This is a genomic window from Candidatus Phytoplasma pruni (genome assembly GCF_013391955.1).
GTDB lineage: Bacteria > Bacillota_I > Bacilli_A > Acholeplasmatales > Acholeplasmataceae > Phytoplasma.
Window position 1 is genome coordinate 1 of sequence record NZ_JABUOH010000043.1, and the last position, 26,439, is coordinate 26,439.

Here is a 26,439-nt window from a genome sequence, read left to right on the forward strand (position 1 = left end):
TTATTTTGTGTTTCTTTTATAATAGAAAATAAAAGACAACAAAACAAAAGCACTTTTGATTTAATTCACACATTTCAAAAACTTCGATAGTTCAACAAATGTCCTCACTCCAATACTAAGATTATTAATATTGTATCATATTTATTTTAAAATATCAAGGAAAAAGTTAACTTTTTTCATTTCTTTTTCGATAAAAGAAGAATAAGCCTCTTTTTCGGCTCTTTTGTTGTATAATAGCCTTTTATCCCTCTATACTTAAAAAGTCTTTCCATAGAGACAAAAAAGAAGGTTTTTTAACCTATTATCAACGTATTTATAACTCTCAAAAGAATCAAACAAAGATATTGAAACATAAAGCGGTATTTAATAGGTTTTCCTTTGACAAAAGAAAAAAGACCTCTCTAAAAAGGTCTTAAATATTATGTTTTACATTAACAGTGTATTATCTGTCTAATAATTCCAAGTTTTTGCCAATCCACTAAGAAACACGTTGAACCAAGTCTATTAAAGTTCTTTCTATAACAGAATAATTATAACGTTAAAAACATTAATAAACGAAAATATTGTCGCAAAAGTAACTAAAAAACCTAAAATAATTAAAGATTGGTTTTTAGCAGCAATGGTTCTATGAGATAATTTATGTACCATATCTAAATCTTGAATAATCCCTAAAGTAGCTAGAATTAAGAAAAAAAGATTGTTCGCGAAGGTAAGAGTTCCATTTTCAGGAATTAAATCAATGTCAAAGACAAATGATAAAAAACCTACAAAAATTAAAACAGAAAAAGAGTTGTAAATAAAATTTTTCACTTTAGGTCTCATATAGAAATCTTTCGCTAAAGTAATGGTGATCATAATGATAAAAATAGATAAAGTACGAACAAAATCAATCCCTAAAGCTATTTGACTAAAAAGAGTTCTCACAACGAAGATATCCAAGGTTTTTTCCTGTTGTACGGCGTCATAAAAAGCTAGAAATTGAGGACCGAAAAAAAACGCCCCAAAAAACAAAGATAAAATCAAAATAACATATAAAGATGCAAAAGGGAGGGAAAAACCTATTATCAACAAAACAAAAGCGATTAAATAAAGGACATCTTTGCCTTTATAAATCAGGAATTCCAACTTATTAATCCATTCTGCTGACAACATTTGTTTAAAATTAGGCTTAGGGTTAGGGTTAAGATGAGGATAATGCTTAAATAAGATAGCGGCTAAAATTCCCACAATCATCATCCCAGCGAAAATGAAAGTTAATTTCCATAAGACGCTTTTATGTTCTTTTTTTTCTTCTTCTAACCAAGCACTATCTGTACGCCCTTCTCTTTCGATCCGAGAATAAGCCAATAATTTAATAAAAAAGGCTGAAGCATTTAAAAACATATTTATCTCCTTATTTGTTGCTAATTTTATAAGTTTTTTTAAAGTTGATAAAAAAGCATAATGCAAACTTGTTATTATACAATTTATTATTATTTTATCATATTTCCTGCTGAAATATCATAAATAAACTTTTTTAGGTAATAAGTAAACACACATCTTGAAACCTCAAAAAAGACCAACTAACCAAAAACCCCGTATAAATAAAAAAAAGACTATCAAAGTCTTTTTTTTAAGGAGGAGAGGTAATTATTCAAGAATTTTAATAACTGAACCTGCTCCAACAGTGCGTCCGCCTTCACGAACAGAAAATTTAGTTCCTTCTTCCATAGCAATTGGATTAATTAAAGTAACTGTAACTTCCGCTAAATCACCAGGCATTACGATTTTAACATCGTCTTGTAATTCAATAACACCAGTAACGTCAGTAGTTCTTAAATAGAATTGTGGACGGTAATTAGTACCGAAAGGAGTAGTTCTTCCATTTTCTTTAGCTGTAAGAACATAGATTTGCGCTAAGAATTTAGAATGTGGTTTAACGCTGCCAGGTTTAACTAAAACTTGTCCACGTTCTACGTCTTCACGAGAAACACCACGTAATAAAACCCCTACATTATCACCAGCTTGCGCTGTGTCTAAAGATTTTCTAAACATTTCTAAACCAGTAACAACAGCTTTTTTAGTTTCTCTAATTCCAACTATTTCTACTTCTTCACCAACTTTAACCATTCCTCTTTCAACACGTCCAGTAGTAACAGTTCCTCTACCTGTGATAGTGAAAACATCTTCTATTGGCATTAAGAAAGGTTTGTTCATTTCACGAACTGGGTCTTCTACGTAAGTGTCTAATAAGTCAAGTAATTCTTGGATTTTTTCTAAATATTTAGGGTCGCCTTCAACCGCTTTTAAAGCAGATCCTCTAACGATAGGAACTTCGTCGCCTAAAAAGCCATGTTTGTTTAATAATTCTCTAATTTCGATTTCTACTAATTCTAAAAGCTCTTCATCAGCAACAACATCACATTTGTTAACGAAAACTAATAATTTAGGAACACCTACTTGTTTAGCTAATAAGATATGTTCTTCTGTTTGAGGCATAATTCCGTCAACAGCAGAAATTACTAAAATACCAGCATCCATTTGAGCAGCACCAGTAATCATATTTTTAATATAATCGGCGTGTCCAGGACAATCTACGTGAGCATAGTGTCTTTTTTCTGTTTCGTATTCTACGTGAGAAGTACTAATTGTAATACCACGTTCTTTTTCTTCAGGCGCTTTATCGATTTGATCGTAACTTTGTTTATCTGCTAATCCTTTTGTAGATAAATAAGAAGTAATTGCAGCTGTTAAAGTAGTTTTACCATGATCAACGTGACCAACAGTTCCTACATTAACGTGTGTTTTATTTCTGTTAAAAATTTTAGTAGCCATTTTATTAAGGCCTCCCTTTTGAATTTTTTTATTTTTTTTAATAAATATTTTGAGAAATTAACTACGTTCTTTAATAATATTTTCCGTAATACTTTTTGGTGTTTTTTCATATTTAGCAAATTGCATTACGAAATTGGCTCTACCTTGAGTGTTGGAACGCAAATTAGTTGCGTAACCAAACATTTCTGATAAAGGAACCAAAGCTTTAATTGCGATTGTGTTACCACGGTTTTCTTGTGTTTCTAATCTACCTCTTCTGGAAGTTAAATCGCCAATTACATTACCAATATATTCGTTCGGTGTTACGATTTCCACATTCATAATAGGTTCTAAAATAACAAGACCGCCATTTTGTTTGGTTTCTTTTAAAGCGATAGAGGAAGCGATTTTAAACGCCATCTCTGATGAATCGACATCATGGTAAGAACCATCTGTTAATGTCGCTTTAACATCAATGAAAGGATAACCGGCTAAAATACCACCAGCTAAAGATTCTTCTAGTCCTTTTTTAACTGCGGGGATATATTCACGGGGAACAGAACCACCCACAATTTTATTAACAAACTCAAACCCTTTACCAGGATTTGGTTCAAAAGTCATACAAACATGTCCGTATTGTCCACGTCCACCAGATTGACGAATGAATTTACCTTCTGTTTGTGTTTCTTTAGTTAAAGTTTCACGATAAGAAACTTGAGGTTGCGCTACATTAGCTTGGATTTTGAATTCTCTTCTTAAACGATCCATAATGATGTCTAAATGAAGCTCACCCATCCCAGCAATAATAGTTTGACCTGTTTCGTGGTTAATATAAACTTTAAAAGTGGGATCTTCTTCGGCTAATTTTCCTAAAGCAAAAACAATTTTATCTTGATCGTTTTTAGTTTTTGGTTCAACTGCGATCTCAATAACTGGCTCAGGGAAATTCATTGATTCTAAGACTACAAAATCATTTTCAGCTGTTAAAGTGTGCCCTGTAATAGTGTTTTTTAAACCTACTACAGCCACAATATCACCAGCATTAGCTTCTTTAATCTCTTCTCTGTCATTAGCGTGCATTTGTAACAAACGTCCTACACGTTCTTTCACGTTTTTCACAGTATTCTTGATATAAGTTCCTGTTTTAACAGTCCCAGAATAAACTCTTAAAAAAGTTAAACGTCCTACAAAAGGATCAGTCATAATTTTAAAAGCTAAAGCTGTGAAAGGTTCGTCATCGGAAGTTTTACGAACTATTTCGTTACCATCAGCATCTGTACCAGTAATAGAAGGTACATCAGACGGAGAAGGTAGATAATCAATAACAGCATCTAAAGTTTTTAAAATACCTTTGTTTTTAAAAGCAGAACCACATAAAACAGGGAAAAATTTAACTTCTAAAGTCGCTTTTCTGATGATTCTTTTTAACATGTCCATCGGAACTTCTTGTTCGTCAAAAAACATAGTCATTAATTCATCATCAAAATCTGCTAAAGTTTCAATTAATTCTTTTCTTTTTAATAAAGCAGTTTCTTTTAAATCTTCAGGTATTTCTATTTCTTTAGCGTTTTCTGACGGTGAACCGTCATATTCAAAAGCTTTCATTTCGATTAAATCGATCAAACCAGTGAAATTATTTTCTTTACCGATAGGCCATTGAATAGCACAAGCTTTCACACCTAAACGTTTTTTCAAAGTGTCAATAGCGTAAGCATAATCAGCTCCCACTTTATCCATTTTGTTAACGAAAATAATTCTTGGCACTTTATATTCAGTCGCTTGACGCCAAACTGTTTCTGTTTGCGGTTCCACTCCTGCTTGAGCATCAATTACTACTACTGCACCATCTAAAACTCTTAAAGAACGAGAAACTTCGACTGTAAAATCAACGTGTCCCGGAGTATCAATAATTTGAATTTGATGATCTTTCCAAAAAGTTGTTGTAGCGGCAGAGGTAATAGTAATTCCTCTTTCTTGTTCTTGTTCCATCCAGTCCATTTGCGAAGCACCATCATGTGTTTCGCCTATTTTATGAATTTTACCTGTATGAAATAATATTCTTTCAGTTGTTGTTGTTTTACCGGCATCAATGTGAGCCATAATGCCAATATTACGAATTTTTTCCAGTTTAAATTGACGTCCCATTAGTATAATTTCCTTACTTCTTCCGATTACCAACGATAATGAGCGAAAGCTTTATTAGCTTCAGCCATACGATGTGTATCTTCTCTTTTTTTCACTGATAAACCAGTTCCAGAAGCAGCTTCAACTATTTCTTTAGCTAGTTTCTCTTCCATAGTTTTTTCACTACGTTTTTGAGTATATTGAATTAACCATCTTAAACCTAAAGATTGACGTCTTTCCGGACGAACCTCTGAAGGAACTTGATAGTTTTGACTTCCTATTGTACGTGTACGTACTTCTAAGATAGGCATAATATTATTTAAAGCTTCATTGAAAACATCAATTGGCTCTCTTTGAGTCATTTCTTTTACACGGTCTAATGCACCGTATAAAATAGATTGAGCTGTTCCTTTTTTACCACTTTTCATAATTGTATTAATAATTTTAGTTACTAATTTAGAATTATAAATTGGATCTGGTGAAACTTCTCTTTTTTGAGCACTTCTTTTACGAGACATATATGCACCTTTTTTTCTTTCGTTATTTTTTTATCTGAACATTTTTTTAATCAAAATAATGCTTATTTTTTAGCTACAACTCTTTTAGAGCCGTATTTAGAACGACTTTGTTTTCTGTTAGCTACACCAGTAGCATCCAAAGCTCCTCTTACAACATGATAACGTACACCAGGTAAATCTTTCACTCTTCCGCCACGTACTAAAACAGTACTATGTTCTTGTAAAGAATGACCTACTCCAGGAATATAAGCTGTTACCTCAGAGCCGTTACTTAAACGTACTCTAGCGAATTTTCTTAAAGCGGAGTTAGGTTTTTTTGGTGTCATTGTAGAAACTTTAATACAAACACCTGATTTTTGAGGTGAATTGTAATTTTTAGTTTTTTTCTTTAAATTGTTATAACTAAACCCTAAAGCAGGCGATTTTGATTTAGAAACTTTATCGCTTCTTCTTTTTTTAATTAATTGTGAAATAGTAGGCATCGCGAAATGAATCCCCTTTTTTTTATTTTTTTTTATAAAGTATAAAGATAAGACAACTTATTTTATCTTTTTTTATGATAAAAGTCAATATTTTTATACTTTATTTTTGCAAAAGATACCTTTTTTTATGAAATGCTTTCTTCTGGTAATGGTTTTTCCTCTTCAAGAGGTTGTGTTTCCAGGTTTTCTTCCAGATTTTCTGGTTCAAGCTCTGGACTAACTTCTTGGTGAATGGGATACTCAAAATGAGATGTTTCCAAAATACCTGTTCCCGCCGGAATCAAACCACCAACGATAACGTTTTCTTTCAGTCCGTATAAATTATCTTTTTGACCTCTAATAGCTGCATCAATTAAAATTTTGGTTGTTTCTTGGAAAGAAGCTGCTGAAAGTAAAGAATCACTTTTCAACGAAGCTCTCGTAATTCCTAATAACACCGGACGTCCTACCGCTAAAGTTTTGTTTTGTTTAATCATCTCAGCGTTAACTCGTTTGAATTCTTTAATGGAAACTTCTAATCCCGGTAAGAAATGAGTATCGCCTTCAGAGATAATTAAGACTTGTTTAAACATTTGGTGAACGATAATTTCAATGTGTTTATCACTAATATTAACACTTTGTGATTGGTAAACTTTTTGTACTTCTTCTAAAATGTATTTTTGTGTTTTTTCCACACTACTTACTCTTAACATTTCCCTTAAATCAACCGAACCAGAAGTTAATCTCTGCCCTGCTTCAACGTGCATATTTTTCTGTACTATAACATCCACATTGCCATCAACAGTGTAAATATATTCTTCATTCGGATTATTATCAGGAACAAGAAGAATTTCGTAAGAATAAGAAGTAATGTTTTTCACGTCTCTAATCATACCGTCGTATTCACTAATAATAGCTTTACCTTTTGGTTTTCTCGCTTCAAATAATTCTTGAATTCTCGGTAAACCTTGTGTAATATCTGCTACTGAAAGAACTCCACCAGTATGGAAGGTTCTCATCGTTAGCTGTGTACCTGGTTCACCAATAGATTGAGCCGCTACTACACCAACTGCTTCACCTATTTCTACGTTTTTATTAGTTGCTAAGTTTAAGCCATAACATTTAGTACAAATACCGTATTCACAATTACAAGTTAGAACACTTCTAATTTTAACTTTAGTGATATTAGCTTCTAAAATCACTTTAATAATTTCTCTAGTAATAACTTCGTTTCTAGCTAAAATAACTTCTTGTGTTTCCGGATGAATAATATCTTCGGAAGCAAAGCGACCAAAAATTCTTTCTGGTAAAGAAATAATTTCTTTTTCGTCTCTAGTAATGGCTTCTACGCTAACGCCTTTATCACTACCACAATCTTCTTTGATAATAATGATATCTTGCGCTACATCCACTAATCTTCTAGTTAAATAACCGGATTCAGCTGTTTTTAAAGCTGTATCGGTGGAAACCTTACGAGCTCCGTGAGTAGAAATAAAGAATTCATGCACTGTTAACCCTTCTTTGAAAGAACTTTTAACAGGGATTTCTAATACTTCTCCTTTCGGACTATTCATCAATCCTCTCATCCCAGATAACTGAGAGAAGTTAGAAGCATTACCACGAGCTCCACTATCACTAATCATGTATAAATGATTATCTTGGTGGAATTCTTGCATTAACCCTTCTTGGATCACATCACGAACATGTTTCCATTCTTGAATTACTAAACCTTTTTTTTCTGAAACGGTCAAGAAACCTTTATCATAAAATTTTTCTATTTCTAAAATTTTATTTTCTACTTGGTCGATTAAAGCTTCTTTTTCAGAATAAACGTTAATATCTGAATGAGAAATCGTAATTCCTCCCATGGTAGAATATTTGAAACCTAAGTTTTTAATATCATCTAACATTTTGGAAGTTTCGGTAATATTACTTTTCTTAAATACTTGGTCAATTACCATAGAAAGGAATCTTTTTTTGAAAGGTTCAGGTGGTTTAATATTAACTAAATAATCGGAAGGATTAACTCCTCTAGGAATGAAATAAATATCCGGCGTTCTTACTTCTAAATTATATAAAGAAGGTTCTTGAACGTAGGGGAAATCACTAGGTAAAATATCGTTAAAAATCATTTTTCCTAAAGTTGTAACTAAATACTTGTCTTTTTGCGCTTCGGAGAAATAAGAGTCAATATTAGACGTTTTTACTAAAATTCGTGTATGTAAAGAAATTACTTTATTATGGAAAGCTAATTCAGCTTCTTTTAAATCATAAAATAATTTTCCTTCATTACGGTGTTTAAATTGATGTTCTTCGTTCAGTTTTTCAGGATTAATCCCTTTCACTGTACGATCTTTAACCTCTTCAATAGTTAAATAATAATTACCTAAAACCATATCTTGAGAAGGAGATAAAACTGGGCTACCGTTTTTAGGATCTAAAATATTATTAGACACTAACATTAATAAACGTGCTTCAGCTTGAGCTTCTAAAGAAAGAGGAACATAAACAGCCATTTGATCGCCATCGAAATCCGCATTAAAAGCTGGTGTTACTAAAGGATGTAATCTAATAGCTTTACCATCAATTAATTTAGGTTCAAAAGCTTGTATTCCTAAACGGTGCAAAGTCGGAGCTCTGTTTAATAAAACCGGATGTTCTTTAACAACTTCCTCTAAAACGCTCCAAACATATTCATTCATTTTTTCATACAACAAATTAGCGCTTTTTTTATCAATTCCTTTAGCTTCTTGCAGTTTGTTTAAAATAAAAGGTTTAAATAAAATGACTGCCATTTGTCTCGGAATACCACATTGGTGGATTTTCAAATCAGGACCAACGATAATAACCGAACGACCTGAATAATCCACTCTTTTTCCTAAAAGATTTTGACGGAAACGTCCTTGTTTCCCTCTTAACATTTCGGATAAAGATTTCAAAGGACGGTTTCTTTCCACATTAGAAGTATTTTTTTTGCTCACTTTTACGTTATCAAACAAAGCATCAACCGCTTCTTGGAGTAATCTTTTTTCGTTTTTAATAATTAATCTTGGCGCTTTTTGAATAATTTGTTTTTTTAAACGATTATTACGGTTTAAAATTCTTCTGTATAAATCATTAGTATCGGTCGTTGCGAAACGTCCACCATCTAAAGGAACAATAGGTCTTAAATCAGAAGGAAGAACGGGAATAACATCCATGACCATCCATTCTGGTTTATTATCAGATTTGCTGAAAGATTCGATAATTTCTAATCTTTTAATAATCACATCTCTTTTTTGTTTAGAGACTTGTTTCAGCAGTTTTCTTAATTCTGTTACACTTTCCTCTAAATTAAGTTCTTCTAATAATTTTTTAATCGCTTCTGCCCCAGTTAAAGCAACAAAACCATTACCAAATTTTTCTAAATATTGGCTATATTGTAATTCTGTAATGATTTGTCTTTTTTCTAAATTAGTTTCCCCTGGGTCAAGAACGATATAAGAAACGTAATAAACGATTTCGGATAATTCTTTCGCTTTAATGCCTAATAAGATCGCTAATCTACTTGGTAAACTATTAACGTACCAAGTATGAACGATAGGAGCAGCTAATTCGATATGTCCCATTCTTTCGCGTCTTACTTTTTGTTCGGTAATTTCAATACCACAACGTGAACAAGTTTGCCCTTTTTTTAAGGTTTGTTTTTTAGCACAAGCACATTGTAAATCTTTAACAGGACCAAAGATTTTCGGACAAAATAAGCCACCGAATTCCGGTTTAGCCGTACGATAATTAATAGTTTCGTAATTAACAATTTCTCCATAAGACCATTGTCTAATTTCATGCGGAGAAGCTAAACGAATTTTAAAATATTCGTATTCTCTACTACCGTATTCTTTTTGCGATTTAAAGTCTGTTTGATCTTCAACGCTAAAAGTAACTGGAGAAGAAGAACTTTTAGAACCAGAAGGAACCACATCTGTTAAAGTAGTTTCTTCGTTTAAAAAAGGATTTAAATTTTCCTCTAATTCGTTTTTGGCATTTAGTTCGTATTCTTCTACATCTTCTAAAGCGTCTTCATTAAAATCAATATCTTCTAAATCATCGTCTTCATCATCATTAAAATCATCATTATATAAACTAAACACTAACTCAATTTCTTCTAAATGAGCCGGTTCGTCTTGAAATAACTGTAATAACATGGTTTTATTAGTTTGAATTAAAGAACGACAATCCGTAATTTTATTGCTATGTAAAACTTCAATAATATCTGGATTTAAATTTAAATTTTCTAAAGATTCCGGTAAATAGTACTCTTTTAAAATTAATATCGTTTCAAATAAAAATTCTTGTGGTAATAAAGTGTGGAGGTCTTTTAAAGTGTAATTGTTAAAATCAGATAACGTAGTAACACCGATTAATTTTAACGCTTCAATAGTTTTTTCCGAAAGAGAAAGTTCTTCAATTTTAACATTTAAATTTATCATTGATAATTTTTTTCCTTATTATTATTAACTAAAGAATGATTAACTTTATTCTCTTTAGTGTCAGATTTAATTAATTCCACATGTAAACCTAAAGATTGTAATTCTTTTGAAAAAACTCTAAAACTTTCAGGAATAGAAGGTTTTGGTAACGGTAATCCATTGGTAATAGAATTATAGGTTTTATTACGTCCGATAATATCATCACTTTTCACAGTTAAAATCTCTTGTAAAGTGTGAGCGGCACCATAAGCATATAAACTCCAAACCTCCATCTCACCAAACCTTTGTCCTCCGTTTTGGGCTTTACCACCCATCGGTTGTTGAGTTATCAAAGTATAAGGTCCTACGTTTCGAGCATGCAGTTTATCATCGATCATATGAGATAACTTAATCATATATAATGATCCTACAGAAATAGGATTATCATAAGGTTCTCCCGTTCTTCCGTCATATAAAGTCATTTTGCCATCAGGTGATAAATTAGCTTCTTCCATGATATTTTGTAAATCTTGGTTATTAACGCCATCAAAAATAGGTGTTGCTACTTTGATGTTTAATTTTTTAGCTGCCATACCTAAATGCATTTCTAAAATTTGCCCAATATTCATACGACTTGGCACACCTAAAGGGTTTAAAACGATATCAATCGGAGTACCGTCAGCCATATAAGGAAGATCTTCTTTCGGTAAAATCAAGGAAATTACCCCTTTATTTCCGTGCAATCCCGCCATTTTATCACCAACATTGATTTTTCTTTTTTTAGCGATAAAAATACGGACAATTTCGTTCACACCTGGTTTGGAAATAGGGTCACCGTTTTTAATAGAGAAATATTGTACACTTTGAACAATACCGCCATCACCACAAGGATATCTTAAAGAAGCATCTTTGTAATCACGTGCTTTTTCCCCAATAACCGTTTGAATTAATTTTTCGTAAGGTGTTGGTTCAAAAACTCCTTGAGGAATGATTTTACCTACTAAAATGTCGCCCTCTTTAACTTCAGAACCAGGAATAATAATTCCTCTTTCGTCTAAATTTTTAACCGCTTCAGCGCTAACATTAGGAACTTCACGCGTAATTTCTTCTTTACCCGAACCTTTTTTCAATTCTCTAGTTTGGATTTCGTATTTGTTAATATGAATAGAAGTGTAAATATCGTTTTGCACTAAATTTTCAGACATAATAATCGCATCTTCATAATTATAACCATGCCAGGTCATGAAAGCTACTGTTACATTTCTACCTAAAGCCAATTCGCCTTGGTAAGTAGAAGGACCATCTACGATAAGATCGCCTTTTTTAATGTATTCGCCTCTAGTCACGATAGGTTTATGCAAAATTAAAGTATCTTGGTTGGATTTAACAAAAGTCGTTAATTCATAAGAACGTTCTTGTCCTGAATCTTCTTCAATCACTATTTTTTTAGCATCAACGTATTTCACAAGACCGCTTTCTTCAGCCACAATTAAGCAACCTGAATCTTTGGCGATTCTGTGTTCGATACCAGTAGCAACAGTCGGAGATCTAGGAATTAATAAAGGTAATGCTTGACGTTGCATGTTGGCACCCATCAAGGCTCTAGAAGCATCATCATGTTCTAAAAAAGGAATAGAAGAAGTTGCTACAGAAACGATTTGTTTCGGAGAAACATCCATATAAGTGATTTTATCAGCGTCAAATAAGCCTGTTTCGCCGTTTCTTCTCGCGATTACTTTTAAAGTTTTAAAGTTGTTATTTTCATCTAAAGGTGTAGAAGCGGAAGCGATGATTTGTTCTTCCTCTTGAATAGCTGTTAAATAATCGTATTCTTGAGTCACGTGAGAAACACCGTTTTCATGTTTAACTCTAAAGAAAGGAGTTTTAATGAAACCGTATTTATCTACTTGAGCGTAAGTGGATAAGGAAGAGATTAAACCGATAGAAGGTCCCTCAGGGGTTTCAATCGGACATAAACGTCCGTAATACGAGTTATGAACGTCCCTTACTTCAACCCCAGCGCGATCACGGTCTATCCCGTCTGTTCCTAAAGCAGAAATTCTTCTTTTTTGGGTTAATTCAGCTAAAGGATTAATTTGATCCATGAAGTGCGATAAACGTGAACTACCAAAGAAAGTTTTTAAAACGATAGAAAGAGAAGAAAAATTAACCAATCCTCCAGGAGTGATAGATTCGAATTTACTAATTGACATACGGTCTTTAATATTTTTTTCTGATCTAGTCAAACCAATACGGAATTGATTTTTTAACAATTCATCTATTAATCTTAATCTTCTGTTGCCTAAATAATCGATATCATCCACATGTCCGATATTTACATACAAATTCAAGTAATAACTAATACTAGCGATAATATCAGATAAAACGATGTTTTCTGATCTTTCTTCTTGGTTATTACCAATTATTTTCACAAAAGTTTTGTTTTCTTTATCGTCTAAAAAATAAACTTCTAAAACTTCGTTAAAAACTTTTTTAACGTCGTTTTCTTTTTTTTCAACGTTTTGACCTTCTAAAAAGAATTTAACTATTTTTTCATCAATCGTTTCTTTGTTTTCTTCTATAATAGCGATAACTTCATCATTTAAGATAGAATCAGCTTCAATTAAGATTTCACCTGTTTGGAAATTAGAAATATTATCTTTAACGTATAAGTTCTCATCTGTTTCGCTTTTGCGATAAGTCATGGTAAATTCGTTAGTCATTTCGTTTTCTAAATGATATTCAGAATTAACCAATTCCGTACGTAAATGTTGACGTTGACCTCTTAATTGTTCGATAATATCGCGTGTTAAAAGAGTACCTTTAGGAAATAAAATCTCATCAGTATCTATATCTTTCAAATCTTTCGCTAAAAAAGTGTTTTCTACTCTGTTTAAAACGTCTAATTTTTTGTTGATTTTATATCTACCTACAGAAGATAGATCGTATTTTTTACGATCGAATAAACGTGTTCTAATGAACTCTCTTGCTGCATTAGCAGGTACTTTTTCCCCTTGGTGTAATTTTGAATAAAGTTCTACAATAGCGTCACTAGAATTGGATTCTTCGTCTTTTTGAAAACTTAAATCTAATAAGTCGTTTTTTCCAAAAACATTTTCAATTTCTTCTCTCGAATTAAATCCTAAAGTATGAATGAATTTAGTTAAAGGTATTTTTTTAGAACGATCTAATTTAGCATATAAAAAATCTTTATTGCTTTGTTCGAATTCTATCCAAGCTCCCCTAGTAGGGATAATTTGACCTAAAAAAAGCATTTTATTCGTTTTATTGTCGAATTTTTTAGAAAAATAAGCCCCAGAAGAACGAATGATTTGGGCTACCACAACTCTTTCAGTCCCATTGATAACAAAAGTTCCTGAAGGAGTGATTAAAGGTAAATCAGTCATTAAGATACGTGATCTTTTCACTTCTTTAGTTAAAACATTTTCTAATTTAACGTGAACGAACAATTCAGACGAATAAGTGAAATCTCTGTTTTTAGATTCTTTAATGTCGAATTTTGGCTTTTCTAAAAAAAAATCTTCAAAATGTAATTTTAAATCACCATTATAACTTTCAATGGGAAAAATATCTTCTAAAGCCGATCTAATACCTGATTCTAAGAATTTTTTAAACGAATTCTTTTGAATTTCTATTAAATTGGGTAAAGGAAAGTCATATTTCATTTTCGAATAGTTGCGTCGTTCTACTTTATTACCATATTTAACGTTGCGATATCTGCTCATTTTTTACTCCAATACATCATTTATTCATTTTTCGAAAGAAAATAGATAAAATCAAGTCCTTAAAATAACCCTTTTATCTGATAAAAAAAATATAAGTCAAAAGACAATAAAAAACCTAAGATTTTTTTTCTCAGGTTTTTTACTAATAATATTTTTTAGCGAATATTATTTTAATTCTACTTTAGCGCCTAAAGCTTCTAATTTAGTTTTAATTTCTTCCGCTTCGTCTTTGCTAACACTTTCTTTAACAACAGCGTCAGGTGTTTCAGTTAAGTTTTTAGCATCTGCTAATCCTAAGCTTGTAATTTCACGGATAGCTTTAATAACTGCTAATTTGCTAGAACCAAAGTTTTTCAAAATAACTTGGAATTCTGTTTGTTCTTCAACTGCAGCAGCTGAGTCAGCACCGTTACCAGCTACAGCTAATGAAGCAGAAGGATCGATTCCGAACTCTTCTTTTAATCCATCTACTAATTCTTTAATTTCTAATAAAGACATCCCTTTTAAAGATTCAATAAAAACCTCTTTAGTTAATTTAGCCATTTGTTTGATTCCTCTCTTTTGTTATCATTTTAACAATTTTATATTTATTATTCTTTTTTAGATAAAATATCTAATCCAACGGATAATTCTTTTAAAGGCATTAACATACCTGAAGCTAACATAGTTAACAATACTTCTCTTGAAGGTAAAGTAGCTAACTCATGCATCATTTCAACTGAATATATTTTATTTTCAACAAGTCCAGAAGAAATTTTAACAAATTTATTTGTTTTAGAAAAATCATATAAAGCCTTTAACGGTGAAATTAAGTCATCTTCGCTAAATAATAAAGCTTTTGAGTTTTTAAAATCAGCTAATTCTTCATGATCAACAGAATTAAAAGCTCTTTTAATGATGTTATTGGAATATAATTTGACGTTACTACCAAATTCTCTTAATTGTACTCTTAATTGAGTAAAATCACTCACTTTAAGACCTTTATATTCAAATAAAACCACTAATTTAGATTTGTTGATTTTTTCCGTTAAAGCGTTAACGTTTTCTATTTTCTGTTCGATAACAGGTCTTAACATATCTTTTTCATCCCTTTCTATTTATTTGCAAATATCGCATTACAAATATTTTTTCAAAACAGTTTCTTTAACTCATTAAAGTATGATCAACTCTAACACCAGGAGCCATCGTAGAAGAAAGAGTCATGGATTTGATAAAATTACCTTTTACTGTTTTAGGTCGCGCAGAAGCTATATGTTCGTATAAAAACTGAGCATTTTCCAATAATTGTTCTTTACTGAAAGAAGTTTTTCCTAAAATAGTGTGTAAATTACCATTTTTATCAACTCTATATTCTATTCTCCCTTTTTTAATATCTTTAATTAAAGGAGCTAAGTTGTCTGTAACTGTTCCTAATTTAGGGTTAGGCATTAAACCTTTAGGGCCTAAAACACGTCCTAATTTGGACACGCTTGGCATCATTTCAGGAGTAGCGATTAAAACATCAAAATCTAACCAATTTTTAGCGATTTTATTCACTAATTCTTGGTCTCCTACTACATCAGCACCAGCTTCTTCAGCTTCTTTAACTTTCATCCCTTTAGCTAGAACAGCTACTTTTAGCTTTTTACCGCTACCATGAGGTAACACTAAAGCGCCACGTATATTTTGTTCTGCTTTTTTAGGATCAAGATTTAAAGAAAAAATACATTCCACAGTGGCATCAAATTTAACTAATTGAGTTTGTTGAACCAAATCAACTGCTTGCGAAACTGAATAAGATTTCTTAGAATCTATCATTTGACGCATAGCTAAATATTTCTTACTTCTTTTCATATTTAAAAGACCTGTGTAAAATTTAAAACCTTTCTAGGACGTTATTCAAAATAAAATCATTAAAAATATTTGTTTCCACTAATAGGGGAAATAAATTATTTTTCAACTACAATACCCATATTAAGCGCAGTACCTTCTATTATTTTACAAGCACTGTCAACTGTATAAGCATTTAAATCAGACATTTTTAATTTAGCGATTTCTTCTATTTGTTCGTATTTAATAGTTGCTACTTTGCTTTTGCTAGCGTTAGCAGAGCCTTTTTGGATATTAGCAGCTTTTTTCAAAAGATCACTAGCTGGTGGAGTTTTAGTAACAAAAGTGAAACTTCTATCATCGTAAACAGAAATAATCACTGGAATAACAAAACCCATTTGATCTTTAGTTTCTTCGTTAAACTTAGAACAAAAAGACGGAATATTTACTTGAGCCTGACCTAAAGCTGGACCTACTGGTGGAGCTGGATTTGCTTTCCCTGCAGGAATTTGAAGTTTTACAGTTTTTACAACTTTTTTAGCCATTTTATTCAAACCTCTTTTTTTATTAATTTGTATTATAAAAATTTATATATTTAAAAATTTAAGAAAATAAAATAATAACTGAAATATTATAACATATTTACAGCATTAAAAAAGACACTAATTCAAAAAAACGTTCATTAAAGAATTTCTTTAAAAGAATCAAAAGAAATTTCGATCGGAGTAGCTCTTCCGAAAAGATCAATTTCAACAATAATTTTATCTTGATTATGATCTACAAATGACACTTTACCGGTTTGACCAGCAAAAGAACCATTAGTGATTTCTACCTGTTTACCGATTAAATAATCGTAATTAGGTTTCGTAATAATCCCCATTTTTAATAAAATAGGTCTTATTTCGTTATCGCTCAAAGGAACAGGTTTAGAACCGCCTCCTCTAATAGAACCTAAAAAACCAGTTACTTTCGGAATGTTTCTTACCACAAACCAAGAATGATCGGTCACAACCATTTTAACAAAAACATAACCAGAATAGATTTTTTTCTCTCTTGTTTGTTTAGTGCCGTCGGCTTTAGTTTTATAATAAGTTTCTTTCGGACAAATAGCGTCTAAAATCAAACTGGAAATACCAACGCCGCTATCAGCAATTCTTAACAAATCTTCTTTAACAGAATTTTCATAACCTGAATAAGTTTGAATGATATACCATTTGGCTTCATTATCGTTGTTTTTTTGGCTTTTTTGTTCTTCTGGCGTTTTATTAACAACTTTTTCTATTTCTTTTTCTTTTGCATCTATCATATTCAAACACCCTAAATTAATATAATTTATTTTCTATTCAATATTATATCTTATTTATGTTGAAAATACTCTCTACATTTGTAAATATAGTCTTTATAAAGTATTTCGAAGTATTTATTCATTGTTACTAAAATTAAGATAAAAATTAAAACTTGTATAATTTGGAAAAAAATTTGCGTACCTGTTGGTAAACTAACTGCTTTCATACCTTTCGTGGCTTGTCTCATGAAGAGAACAACGCTCAATAAGAAAACTAGCAGAGCGGAACCAAATAAGACTTTATACAATGTTTTTTCTTGATCTTGCTTCATAAAATCGCCAAAAACACCCATAAACACCATAGTAAAAACAATCAAAAAAATATTGATCAAACTGTATTCTTGTTTGATTATTTTAAACAAAGGATTTGCGTATTTTTCTTCTTTATTTTTATATGACATAAAAACTCCTCTAATTTAATATTTGATTTATCTAGATTCTTCATGTAAAACGTGTTGTTTACAATGAGGACAATATTTCTTCAAAGTCAAACGATTACTTCTATTATGAGCATCAATATGATAATTACGATTTAAACATACAACACATATTAAAATATTTTTTTTAGTCATTTTTCAGAATCCTTCTTTTTTTAAAGATAAAAAAATAAATTTAAGTAAATCAAAATATATCCTCTTTATTTTAACATATTTTTTTAAAATTAACGAAATATATTATTTTATTTCATTTGTAAACCGAACATAATCACAGCTGCAGCTACACTCACGTTTAAAGAATTGATTTTTCCACCCATCGGAATCCTTACTAAGTAGTCACAATTTCTCTTCAATAAAGGTCTAACTCCAATCCCTTCATTGCCTAAAATAATAGCAAAAGATTCGTTTTGAGGGATTTCGTTAAACACCAATTCTGCTTTCATATCAGTGCCAATGACCTTAATAGCGTGTTTTTGCAATTGTAAGATAGTGTGGTGTAAATTATTAACTAAAAAAATATTAACGTATTCTAAAGCGCCACTAGAGGTTTTAGCAACTGTCCCGTTTAAAAGGACTTGGTGTTTTTTACCTATAATCACGCCGTCAAAATTAGCCGCTTCCACACTTCTTAAAATAGCTCCTAAATTATGAGGATCATGTATTTCGTCTAAAATTAAAAATTTTTGTATTTTCTCGGTTGATAAATAATCCCCTAAATTTTTATAAGTATAATCTTGGACTTCAGCGACCACTCCTTGGTGTTGAGTGGTTTGCGCTTTTTCGTTCAATTGATGTTTATTTAACATCTCATATGTCAGATTATGGTCTTTTAAATGATTTAAAAACGCTGTATCAGTCATTTTTAAATCAATATATATCTTATAAATGGGTCTTTTAGCGTTAATGGTTTCTTTGATGATATTTTTTCCATAAATAATCATGATTTTAATTCTTTCGTTGAAATTACGTTGATAAGCATTATTTATTAAATAATTTTTGCTTAAAAGCGGTTAATTGTTTTTTAAATACCATACCTAAAACCAAAATGATATTGATAATAGCTAAAACGATAAAATAAAACAAATGATCGTATATGGTCTCGGTAATATTACACAATACTTTTTTGAATGCTTCTTTTATGAAGAAAGTACTGTATCCAAAAATTAAAAAACCTACAATCATCGCGTTAAATAATAATGTTTTCCATTTGTTAAAAGGAAGACAGTTCTTAAATAACAAGAAGCAGAAAATAAAGGAAGTAATTAACATCAACATAACGGAAACATTTTCATTTCTCATCGTCTTATCAGCCCATCCTATATTCAATAAATAAATATAATTAAAAGCGATTAAAGAAGCGAAGAAAAAAGCGTTTGTTAAAATGTTTCTTAAAAAATTTTTATTCAATGGTTTATCATTAGGTTCTAAAGATAAAAAGAAAGACGGAGTTCCGATGAAAAAGATATCAATTAAATTCCATTTTAAAGGATCAAAAGGGAATATTATATCATCAGCTGGAGGGTAAAAATTGTGCAAAATAGTAATGACTGCTAATAAAAAAGATAAAATAGATTTTACTAAAAATAAAACTGAGTTTTTTTCTAAATTATTAATTACTCTTCTGCCTTCAGAAACCACTTGCGGTAAAGAACTAAAGTTAGAATCCAGTAAAACTAAATTAGCGACATTTTGGGCTGCTTGACTACCAGAAGCCATAGCGATCGACATATCTGACTCTTTAAAAGCTAAAATATCGTTCACACCATCACCAATCATCGCGACTTTTTTATTATCTTGCTTCAAGGTTTTAATTAAAATTTGCTTTTGTTCTGGCGTTACTCGACCAAAAACATCGTATTTATGAGCTATTTTAATGATTTCTTTTTCACTGAGACCAGCTAAACTGATAGCTTGTTTTTCGCTTTCAATAATGCCGATTCTTTGGGCAATATAAGAAATAGTAGAAGGATTATCGCCAGAAATGATTTTCATTTGAATCCCTAAATTTTTAAAATAAGTTACAGTATCAAAAGCATCTTCTTTAATTTTATCTTCTAACATAATTAAGGAAACGGCTTGATATTCAGTATTATGATCCAGTTTTTCTATACTTGTCTTAGTTTGAGCTAATAATAAAACTCTATAACCCATTTTAGCGTGTTTGTCGACATCTTTTTCGATTTGAGCAAATTGTTTTTTGAAAATAATTTCCGGAGCTCCTAAAAGAAAAGTACCTTCTTTCTCAAATTCCACAGCGCTATATTTTCTTAAACTAGAGAAAAACTCAATCTTTTTGATTTTATGATCCCCTTTGGAAGACTCATCATTCTTTAAAAATTTATGATGTAGAGCTTTTTGGGTGGGATTATCATCCGGAAAAGCACTAATAATACTAGTCATTAACTCTTCAGAAACTTTTTTAGCTTCCGGATAAGCATAAACTTCTTTGACTTCCATAGTTCCATCAGTAATTGTACCAGTTTTATCTAAGCATAAAATATCTATTTGGGTTAACATCTCAATCCCGAATAAATCTTTCATATAAGCGTTCTTTTTCGCTAAATTAACGAAACCGACTGCTAAGGACATACTAGTTAATAAGAATAAACCTGAAGGCATCATTCCTATCATAAAACCACTTAAACCTAAAAGGAATTCTGATTTATTGCTTTTAAGGATGGTTTCATCATAAGAGAAATAAAAGATAAAAGTAGTAGGGATTAATAAAATCATGATCACCATGACTAAATTAGCGAAATTTTGCATTAAAGGAGTTTTGATGTTTTTATATTTTTTCGCTTCATGGGTTAATTTAGAAATATACATTTCATCACCCACAGCCGTCACTTCCGCACAAGCACGTCCGGAAACAACATAACTACCAGAATATAAAAAATCACCTTTACTTTTGAAAACTGATTTAGATTCTCCTGTTAAAAAAGATTCGTTGACTTCTAAAGTACCTTCAGCTATTTTAGCGTCGGCTACAATCTGAGCCCCTAATTCTAAAAATAAAAGGTCCTTTGCTACTACTTCATGCATAGAAACCGATTTTAAAGCACTATCACGCACTACATGAGTATCATTAGACATTAACAAAGAAATCTTATCTAAAGTCCTTTTAGCCTTAATTTCTTGAATAATACCTAAAGATAAATTTAACACATTAACCAATAAAAACAATAATTGATCGTATCTTTTAATCGCCATAACAATAATAAACAGGATTAAAACTAATAAATTCAACAAAGTGAAAACATTAGAAAAAATAATATCTTTCACAGTTTTACTGTTCTTATCTTTTTTAAGATTTTTTTTTCTTTCTTGGAGTTGTTTTTCTACTTCTACTTGTGTAAGCCCTGTCAGGTTAAAAAATTTGTTATCAGTTTTTTTATTCATAATCATAACCTACCGTTTTTGATATCGACTTTATCATTTTTTGGGGAAAAAGATGTTTTTTTCAAATAAAACTTTTTTCTTCTAAAAGTTTTCTTAAAAGGTCTGCTTGTTTAAAATCTTTATTTTGTCTCGCTTGAAGCCATTTTTGATAAAGAGTTACATCTTGGGGAGTAATAGTTTTTAAAGGCAAAGAAATCCCTAAATGTTGAAATAAATACAATAAAGTGTTTTGTAGTTCCGACATTTCGGTTAAAACATGAGTTTTATTCAATTCTTTGATAATTTGATCTATGAGAGTGACTACATTAGGAGTGTCAAAATCATTTTGCATCAATTGATGAAATTGTTGTAAATAAGCTAATTTTTTATTAGAAGTTTTTGTATGATTCATTTTTAATTGAAAATGGTTTTTATTCAAAGTATGAACTATTTTATGATATTTAGTTTGTATAGGTAAAAGCAATTCATAACTAAAATTAATAGGTTGTAAATAATGATGTGATAGGAAAAAGAATTTAATCACGTTAGCGTCAAAATCTTTTAAAACATCTTTTGCTAAAACAACGTTATTTAAGGATTTACTCATTTTTTGTTCTTGGTAATCCACCCGTCCTATATGAACGAAAAAATTAGTTAAAGGTTTGTTTTGACTGGCTAAAAACTGAGCTTGTTCGTTTTCATGATGAGGGAATTTCAAATCATTGCCGCCACCGTGAATATCAATAGTGGTTTTAAAAATATCTTTAATCATGACAGCACATTCTGTATGCCAACCGGGACGACCTAAAAACCAAGGACTTTCATATTTAACGCCTGTTTCGGTTTTTTTCCATAAAATGAAATCTTCCACATTTTCTTTTTGCGGATCTAGTTCTTTACGAGCGTTTTTTTTCAATTTAGTTAAATCTTGTTTACTTAAACTACCGTAATTATCAACCAAATGAACACGGAAATAAACCCCTGTTTCGGTTAAATAAGCATAACCTTTTTGCATCAAATCTTGGATAAAAGTGATAATAGATTTAATATAATTAGTTACCAAAGGAAATTTATCAATGGTATCAATGTCTAGTTTTTTTAATAAAGTAAAAAAAGCTTGAATATAATGTTGAGATATTTGGGCTTCTGTGGTGTCGTTAGCCAAAGCGGTTTGAATGATTTTATCATCTACATCCGTAATATTAACAACTAATTTAACCTTAAAATCTAATAAAGTGAAATATCTTTTCATCATATCAAAAAAAATTAAAGGTTTGATATTGCCGATATGTAGGTGATCATAAACGGTGGGACCACAAACATAAATATTAACTTCATTGTCAGTTAAAGGGATAAAATTTTCTTTTTTTTGGGTTAATGAATTATAAATTTTCAACATGATATTCCTTTTACTTTTTTAAAATAAGATCTTTCTTAATTAATGATTATTTTTCATCAGATAGTTTTTTTAACTTCATAAGTTAATTTTATTCAGAGGAGAGATTTAAGATAGTTTGGATATTTTTTAAAACAGTTTCTTTCCCTAATAATTCTAAATAAATAGGTAAATGCGGACCATTCATTTGCAAAGTGGTCGCTATACGAATTAAAATAAATAAATTTTTCCCTTTTAAAGGAGTGTGTTGTTCTAAGCTAGTGATGCTTTCTTTGATATTAACAGAATCAAAATTTTCTAACTTATATAATATATTATATAGAATTTGCACCAAGTTAAAACCTTTATTTTCTTTAATAAAGGTTAAAAATTCTTCTTTAACTTCTTTTGGTTCTATAAAAAAGCTTTGGTATAAGTCTACTATTTCCGCAAGATAACTAATTCTACTTTGAAATAAAGACACTATTTTGGTTAATTTTTCTTCAGAAATAACGATGTTAGCTTGGTTGAAAAAAACAGCTGTTTGAGGCACTATTTCCTCCAGGGGCATTTTTTTCAAATATTGACTATTAATGAAGGATAATTTAGGGACATCAAAAATAGCGGGCGCTTTGATAAAACGTGTTTTATCAAATAAAGAGACCATTTCTTCTAAAGAAAAAATAGTTTTATTGCTTTTAGGGGCAAAACCTAAGAGAAACAAGAAATTAAATAAAGCTTCAGGAACATAACCTAAAGTCATGTATTTTTCAATAAATTGAATAACATTCTGATCTCTTTTACTAAGTTTCTTTTTCTGTTCGTTTAAAATTAAAGAAATATGCGCAAAAGTAGGTATTTCCCACCCAAAAGCTTGATAAATCATCATTTGTTTCGGAGTATTGGTAATATGTTCTTCACCGCGGAAAACATGAGAAATCGCCATTAAATGGTCATCTATCGCTACAGCGTAATTATAAGTCGGATAGCCATTTTCTTTCATAATGATCCAGTCTTCGATTTCTTTACTGTCAAAAGATAAAGAACCTCTAATTAAATCTTGAAAATCATATTTGGTTTCGGCAGGAACTTTAAAACGTACTACATATTTGGTCTTATCGTTTTGGTATTCTTTATAAGCTAGTTTTTTATCTAACAATATTTGGGTATATTTTTGATAAATAGGTAATCTTTCGGATTGTCTATAAGGTCCTAAAGGTCCACCGATATCAGGTCCTTCGGTCCATTTGATTCCTAACCAATTTAATTGTTCTAATTGTTTTTTTTCGCTATCAGCGACGTTTCTCGCTAAATCAGTATCTTCAATTCTAATAATTAATTCACCTTGATAACGCGCAGCGAATAAATAGTTAAATAAAGCGGTTCTGGCGTTGCCGATATGTAAAAAACCGGTCGGACTTGGGGCATAACGTACTCTTATTTTTGACATCTACTTTCTCCTTCTGATAAACTCATTATATAACAAATTATTTTAATAAAATCTTTTAAAATTAAAAAAAGAGCCTTTTTTTAAAAGGCTCTTCATACTGGTAAAAATATTATTAAGAAATAAATTAACGTTTGGAGAATTGAGGTGCACGACGAGCTTTTTTTAAACCGTATTTTTTACGCTCAACACAACGTGAATCTCTAGTTAATAAACTAGCTTTTTTCAAAATAACTCTTAAATTAGGTTCAGCTTCTAATAAAGATCTAGCAATACCTAAACGGATCGCTCCAGCTTGGGAAGTTATTCCGCCACCGTGAACATTCGCAACCACATCATACTTTTCTAAAGTATTAGTTAATTTTAAGGGTTTTAAAGTTTCTAAACGAGTTTCTTGAGAAGGGACATAATTAGTAAAATCTCTTTTATTGATTTTAATTTGTCCTGTACCAGAAGTTAAAATAACTCTCGCTACAGAACTTTTACGTCTGCCTGTTCCAAAATATTGATTTTTCTTCATTTTCATTATACCTCTAACACTTTAGGTTTTTGTGATTCGTGTCTATGCGATTCGTTAGCATAAACAAATAATTTTTTACGCATTTGGCGTCCAAGTTTAGTATGCGGTAACATGCCGAAAACAGCTTTCTCAATAATCAAAGTAGGAGATTTTTTCAACATATCAGAAACCATTACTTTAGTTAAACCACCTGGATAACCTGAATGTCTGTAATAGGTTTTTTGTTCCCATTTTTTACCTGTTAAATGGATTTTAGAAGCATTGATAACTGCTACATAATCGCCATTGTCAATATGAGGAGTATAATGAGTTTTGCCTTTGCCTTTTAAAACAGAAGCTACTTTAGTCGCTAAACGACCTAAAGTTTTCCCTTCAGCGTCTACTATATACCATTTTCTTGTCACCATTTGGTCGTTAACGCTAATAGTTTTATTGTTTAATTGTTGTTTTTGTTCTACGTTCGTGTTATTCATGAATAATAATGTTGCTCCTAGAAATATTTTATATTTTAAAATTTTTTCATCCAAATTTTAAAATTGCGAAAAATGATTAAATGTACTTATTAATTATAATACATTGCTGCCAAAATGTCAACTTGCTTTGTAAAAAAAATCAAATAAAAACAAAAAAATAATATTAATAAAAAGACAATAATTTCTTAAAAACATCAAAAAATAATTAATTTTATTTTTTTGTTTTTATTGGAATCAATTGATGTGGAGCGAATGATGGGAATCGAACCCACATCTCTAGCTTGGAAGGCTAGGGTAATAGCCATTATACGACATTCGCGTTTGTTTTAATGGTCGGGAAGACAGGATTTGAACCCGCGACCTCCTGGTCCCAAACCAGGCGCTCTACCAAGCTAAGCTACTTCCCGCTTCAAAATTGTATCTTTAAAATTAAAATGGCACACCCAAGAGGACTCGAACCCCTAACCTTCTGATCCGTAGTCAGATGCTCTATCCAATTGAGCTATGAGTGCTTATATCAATTATTGAGCTATGAGTTGCTTTTTTAAGTTGTTTTATTTAAAATTGGTGACCCGTACGGGATTCGAACCCGTGAATGCATGCGTGAAAGGCATGTGAGTTAACCGTTTCTCCAACGGGCCATCTCGGTATAGTTTAAATCTTAAAAAATAGTGATCAATAAAATAGTAAAAATAATTTTTATTAACAAGAAATATTAATAGAACAGTTTTAAATTAATTTCTTCTCAAAATGAATTAATTAATTTAAAATAACTTTTATTTTTTAACCGTTTAAGATTTTAACAATATTTTTTAATAAAGTCAATCTTTTTTATTAATTTTTTTTAAAAAAGTAATAGAAAGTAAACATTAAATATTTATTCTGTAAATAAATATTGGAAAATGTTAATTTTTTTATTATTGACTATTTCATTATAATATAAAAAACTTTTGATTAAACAAAAAAAGAAAAAATTTTTACAATAAAAAAAGACTAATCTGAAATAGTCTTTTTTTGATTATAAAAAATAGCAATTATTTCTTAAAAATATTTACTTATCCTTTAGCGTCAAGATGTTTTTTTAATGACATCCACAACCTTCATCTGTTTGACAATTTTCTGTTTGTTTTTCTTGCTTGTTTTGGCAACCGCAACCTGCGTGAGAATCTTTTTCCTGAGAGGAATGAGGTTGACAATCTTGTTTGTTTTCGCATCCGCAATTTTCATCTTTTTGGCATGCTTCTTTTTGGTTAGGCTGAGTATTTTGGCAACCACAACCTTGTTCGTTGTTGTTCATTTTTTCTTCGTGGTTATTTACTTTTTGGTTCATTTGATAATCCACTCCTATTTATTTTTTTATTTAATCCAATTAATAATATATAATTATTTTTTGAATTTTAATAATTATATATTAAAAAACATTATTTGTCAAGTTTTTTTGAATTTTAATGATTTTTTTATTTAATAATTGTTTTCAAACGATCAAACCCATTAAGAATTGAAAATTGTTTTTTTTCAATTGCTTTTTGTTGTCTTTTTCATATAAATTAACTTAATTAATTCAA

At 30.6% G+C, this 26,439-nt stretch carries 21 protein-coding genes and 4 tRNA genes; all 25 read right to left on the reverse strand.

Annotation, left to right across the window (positions count from 1 at the left end; translation table 11 throughout):
• Nucleotides 1–516: 516 nt before the first annotated feature.
• Nucleotides 517–1,383 (reverse strand): hypothetical protein, encoded by an 867-nt coding sequence (locus tag HR065_RS01550; protein WP_178734166.1) that lies wholly within the window; start codon nucleotides 1,381–1,383, stop codon nucleotides 517–519.
• 246 nt (nucleotides 1,384–1,629) lie between these two features.
• Nucleotides 1,630–2,814: an elongation factor Tu gene (gene tuf, locus HR065_RS01555; RefSeq protein WP_178734167.1), complete on the reverse strand. Its 1,185-nt coding sequence runs from the start codon at nucleotides 2,812–2,814 to the stop codon at nucleotides 1,630–1,632.
• Nucleotides 2,815–2,871: 57 nt separating this feature from the next.
• Nucleotides 2,872–4,938, reverse strand: a complete 2,067-nt coding sequence (gene fusA / locus HR065_RS01560) for an elongation factor G (protein ID WP_178734168.1) — start codon at nucleotides 4,936–4,938, stop codon at nucleotides 2,872–2,874.
• A 26-nt stretch (nucleotides 4,939–4,964) separates the two neighbouring features.
• Nucleotides 4,965–5,435, reverse strand: coding sequence for a 30S ribosomal protein S7 (gene rpsG, locus HR065_RS01565; RefSeq protein ID WP_178734169.1), 471 nt, complete (start codon nucleotides 5,433–5,435; stop codon nucleotides 4,965–4,967).
• 62 nt (nucleotides 5,436–5,497) lie between these two features.
• The gene (rpsL, locus tag HR065_RS01570) at nucleotides 5,498–5,917 is read right to left on the reverse strand and encodes a 30S ribosomal protein S12 (RefSeq protein ID WP_178734170.1); all 420 of its coding nucleotides are present in this window, start codon (nucleotides 5,915–5,917) and stop codon (nucleotides 5,498–5,500) included.
• A gap of 125 nt (nucleotides 5,918–6,042) precedes the next feature.
• Nucleotides 6,043–10,365 (reverse strand): DNA-directed RNA polymerase subunit beta', encoded by a 4,323-nt coding sequence (gene rpoC / locus HR065_RS01575; protein WP_178734171.1) that lies wholly within the window; start codon nucleotides 10,363–10,365, stop codon nucleotides 6,043–6,045.
• Nucleotides 10,362–14,090, reverse strand: coding sequence for a DNA-directed RNA polymerase subunit beta (gene rpoB / locus HR065_RS01580; RefSeq protein WP_178734172.1), 3,729 nt, complete (start codon nucleotides 14,088–14,090; stop codon nucleotides 10,362–10,364). The genes rpoC and rpoB overlap by 4 nt, the downstream gene beginning before the upstream one ends.
• A gap of 165 nt (nucleotides 14,091–14,255) precedes the next feature.
• Nucleotides 14,256–14,633, reverse strand: a complete 378-nt coding sequence (rplL, locus tag HR065_RS01585) for a 50S ribosomal protein L7/L12 (protein ID WP_178734173.1) — start codon at nucleotides 14,631–14,633, stop codon at nucleotides 14,256–14,258.
• Between the two features lie 47 nt (nucleotides 14,634–14,680).
• Nucleotides 14,681–15,166, reverse strand: a complete 486-nt coding sequence (gene rplJ / locus HR065_RS01590) for a 50S ribosomal protein L10 (RefSeq protein WP_178734174.1) — start codon at nucleotides 15,164–15,166, stop codon at nucleotides 14,681–14,683.
• A 67-nt stretch (nucleotides 15,167–15,233) separates the two neighbouring features.
• Complete coding sequence (rplA, locus tag HR065_RS01595) at nucleotides 15,234–15,923, reverse strand: 50S ribosomal protein L1 (protein ID WP_178734175.1); 690 nt, start codon at nucleotides 15,921–15,923, stop codon at nucleotides 15,234–15,236.
• 95 nt (nucleotides 15,924–16,018) lie between these two features.
• Nucleotides 16,019–16,444 (reverse strand): 50S ribosomal protein L11, encoded by a 426-nt coding sequence (rplK, locus tag HR065_RS01600; RefSeq protein WP_017191801.1) that lies wholly within the window; start codon nucleotides 16,442–16,444, stop codon nucleotides 16,019–16,021.
• Between the two features lie 137 nt (nucleotides 16,445–16,581).
• Entirely contained in the window at nucleotides 16,582–17,205 is a 624-nt protein-coding gene (nusG, locus tag HR065_RS01605) for a transcription termination/antitermination protein NusG (protein ID WP_178734176.1), read from the reverse strand.
• Nucleotides 17,206–17,255: 50 nt separating this feature from the next.
• The gene (locus tag HR065_RS01610; protein WP_178734177.1) at nucleotides 17,256–17,645 is read right to left on the reverse strand and encodes a hypothetical protein; all 390 of its coding nucleotides are present in this window, start codon (nucleotides 17,643–17,645) and stop codon (nucleotides 17,256–17,258) included.
• A gap of 27 nt (nucleotides 17,646–17,672) precedes the next feature.
• Complete coding sequence (gene rpmG / locus HR065_RS01615; RefSeq protein ID WP_178734178.1) at nucleotides 17,673–17,816, reverse strand: 50S ribosomal protein L33; 144 nt, start codon at nucleotides 17,814–17,816, stop codon at nucleotides 17,673–17,675.
• Nucleotides 17,817–17,923: 107 nt separating this feature from the next.
• The gene (gene rlmB, locus HR065_RS01620; protein ID WP_178734179.1) at nucleotides 17,924–18,622 is read right to left on the reverse strand and encodes a 23S rRNA (guanosine(2251)-2'-O)-methyltransferase RlmB; all 699 of its coding nucleotides are present in this window, start codon (nucleotides 18,620–18,622) and stop codon (nucleotides 17,924–17,926) included.
• Between the two features lie 37 nt (nucleotides 18,623–18,659).
• Entirely contained in the window at nucleotides 18,660–21,080 is a 2,421-nt protein-coding gene (locus tag HR065_RS01625; RefSeq protein WP_178734180.1) for an HAD-IC family P-type ATPase, read from the reverse strand.
• A 61-nt stretch (nucleotides 21,081–21,141) separates the two neighbouring features.
• On the reverse strand, nucleotides 21,142–22,458 hold the full coding sequence (gene cysS / locus HR065_RS01630) for a cysteine--tRNA ligase (protein ID WP_178734181.1): 1,317 nt from the start codon (nucleotides 22,456–22,458) through the stop codon (nucleotides 21,142–21,144).
• Nucleotides 22,459–22,546: 88 nt separating this feature from the next.
• Nucleotides 22,547–23,884 carry a glutamate--tRNA ligase gene (gene gltX, locus HR065_RS01635; RefSeq protein ID WP_178734182.1) on the reverse strand — a complete coding sequence of 446 codons (1,338 nt, stop codon included), beginning with the start codon at nucleotides 23,882–23,884 and terminating at the stop codon, nucleotides 22,547–22,549.
• A 124-nt stretch (nucleotides 23,885–24,008) separates the two neighbouring features.
• Nucleotides 24,009–24,401 (reverse strand): 30S ribosomal protein S9, encoded by a 393-nt coding sequence (gene rpsI, locus HR065_RS01640; protein WP_178734183.1) that lies wholly within the window; start codon nucleotides 24,399–24,401, stop codon nucleotides 24,009–24,011.
• Nucleotides 24,402–24,406: 5 nt separating this feature from the next.
• On the reverse strand, nucleotides 24,407–24,874 hold the full coding sequence (gene rplM / locus HR065_RS01645; protein WP_178734184.1) for a 50S ribosomal protein L13: 468 nt from the start codon (nucleotides 24,872–24,874) through the stop codon (nucleotides 24,407–24,409).
• A 244-nt stretch (nucleotides 24,875–25,118) separates the two neighbouring features.
• A tRNA-Gly gene (locus HR065_RS01650) sits at nucleotides 25,119–25,193 on the reverse strand.
• Between the two features lie 11 nt (nucleotides 25,194–25,204).
• Nucleotides 25,205–25,281: transfer RNA gene (locus tag HR065_RS01655), tRNA-Pro, on the reverse strand.
• A 28-nt stretch (nucleotides 25,282–25,309) separates the two neighbouring features.
• Nucleotides 25,310–25,386: transfer RNA gene (locus tag HR065_RS01660), tRNA-Arg, on the reverse strand.
• 53 nt (nucleotides 25,387–25,439) lie between these two features.
• Nucleotides 25,440–25,515, reverse strand: a tRNA-Glu gene (locus HR065_RS01665).
• A gap of 440 nt (nucleotides 25,516–25,955) precedes the next feature.
• The gene (locus HR065_RS01670; protein ID WP_178734185.1) at nucleotides 25,956–26,204 is read right to left on the reverse strand and encodes a hypothetical protein; all 249 of its coding nucleotides are present in this window, start codon (nucleotides 26,202–26,204) and stop codon (nucleotides 25,956–25,958) included.
• Between the last annotated feature and the right edge of the window lie 235 nt (nucleotides 26,205–26,439).

What these genes read in the sequence shown, in the direction of transcription:
- HR065_RS01550 (WP_178734166.1), bottom strand. Translation starts at nt 1,383, where the DNA reads ATGTTTTTAAATGCTTCAGCCTTTTTTATTAAATTATTGGCTTATTCT.
- tuf (WP_178734167.1), bottom strand. Translation starts at nt 2,814, where the DNA reads ATGGCTACTAAAATTTTTAACAGAAATAAAACACACGTTAATGTAGGA.
- fusA (WP_178734168.1), bottom strand. Translation starts at nt 4,938, where the DNA reads ATGGGACGTCAATTTAAACTGGAAAAAATTCGTAATATTGGCATTATG.
- rpsG (WP_178734169.1), bottom strand. Translation starts at nt 5,435, where the DNA reads ATGTCTCGTAAAAGAAGTGCTCAAAAAAGAGAAGTTTCACCAGATCCA.
- rpsL (WP_178734170.1), bottom strand. Translation starts at nt 5,917, where the DNA reads ATGCCTACTATTTCACAATTAATTAAAAAAAGAAGAAGCGATAAAGTT.
- rpoC (WP_178734171.1), bottom strand. Translation starts at nt 10,365, where the DNA reads ATGATAAATTTAAATGTTAAAATTGAAGAACTTTCTCTTTCGGAAAAA.
- rpoB (WP_178734172.1), bottom strand. Translation starts at nt 14,090, where the DNA reads ATGAGCAGATATCGCAACGTTAAATATGGTAATAAAGTAGAACGACGC.
- rplL (WP_178734173.1), bottom strand. Translation starts at nt 14,633, where the DNA reads ATGGCTAAATTAACTAAAGAGGTTTTTATTGAATCTTTAAAAGGGATG.
- rplJ (WP_178734174.1), bottom strand. Translation starts at nt 15,166, where the DNA reads ATGTTAAGACCTGTTATCGAACAGAAAATAGAAAACGTTAACGCTTTA.
- rplA (WP_178734175.1), bottom strand. Translation starts at nt 15,923, where the DNA reads ATGAAAAGAAGTAAGAAATATTTAGCTATGCGTCAAATGATAGATTCT.
- rplK (WP_017191801.1), bottom strand. Translation starts at nt 16,444, where the DNA reads ATGGCTAAAAAAGTTGTAAAAACTGTAAAACTTCAAATTCCTGCAGGG.
- nusG (WP_178734176.1), bottom strand. Translation starts at nt 17,205, where the DNA reads ATGATAGATGCAAAAGAAAAAGAAATAGAAAAAGTTGTTAATAAAACG.
- HR065_RS01610 (WP_178734177.1), bottom strand. Translation starts at nt 17,645, where the DNA reads ATGTCATATAAAAATAAAGAAGAAAAATACGCAAATCCTTTGTTTAAA.
- rpmG (WP_178734178.1), bottom strand. Translation starts at nt 17,816, where the DNA reads ATGACTAAAAAAAATATTTTAATATGTGTTGTATGTTTAAATCGTAAT.
- rlmB (WP_178734179.1), bottom strand. Translation starts at nt 18,622, where the DNA reads ATGATTATTTATGGAAAAAATATCATCAAAGAAACCATTAACGCTAAA.
- HR065_RS01625 (WP_178734180.1), bottom strand. Translation starts at nt 21,080, where the DNA reads ATGAATAAAAAAACTGATAACAAATTTTTTAACCTGACAGGGCTTACA.
- cysS (WP_178734181.1), bottom strand. Translation starts at nt 22,458, where the DNA reads ATGTTGAAAATTTATAATTCATTAACCCAAAAAAAAGAAAATTTTATC.
- gltX (WP_178734182.1), bottom strand. Translation starts at nt 23,884, where the DNA reads ATGTCAAAAATAAGAGTACGTTATGCCCCAAGTCCGACCGGTTTTTTA.
- rpsI (WP_178734183.1), bottom strand. Translation starts at nt 24,401, where the DNA reads ATGAAGAAAAATCAATATTTTGGAACAGGCAGACGTAAAAGTTCTGTA.
- rplM (WP_178734184.1), bottom strand. Translation starts at nt 24,874, where the DNA reads ATGAATAACACGAACGTAGAACAAAAACAACAATTAAACAATAAAACT.
- HR065_RS01670 (WP_178734185.1), bottom strand. Translation starts at nt 26,204, where the DNA reads ATGAACCAAAAAGTAAATAACCACGAAGAAAAAATGAACAACAACGAA.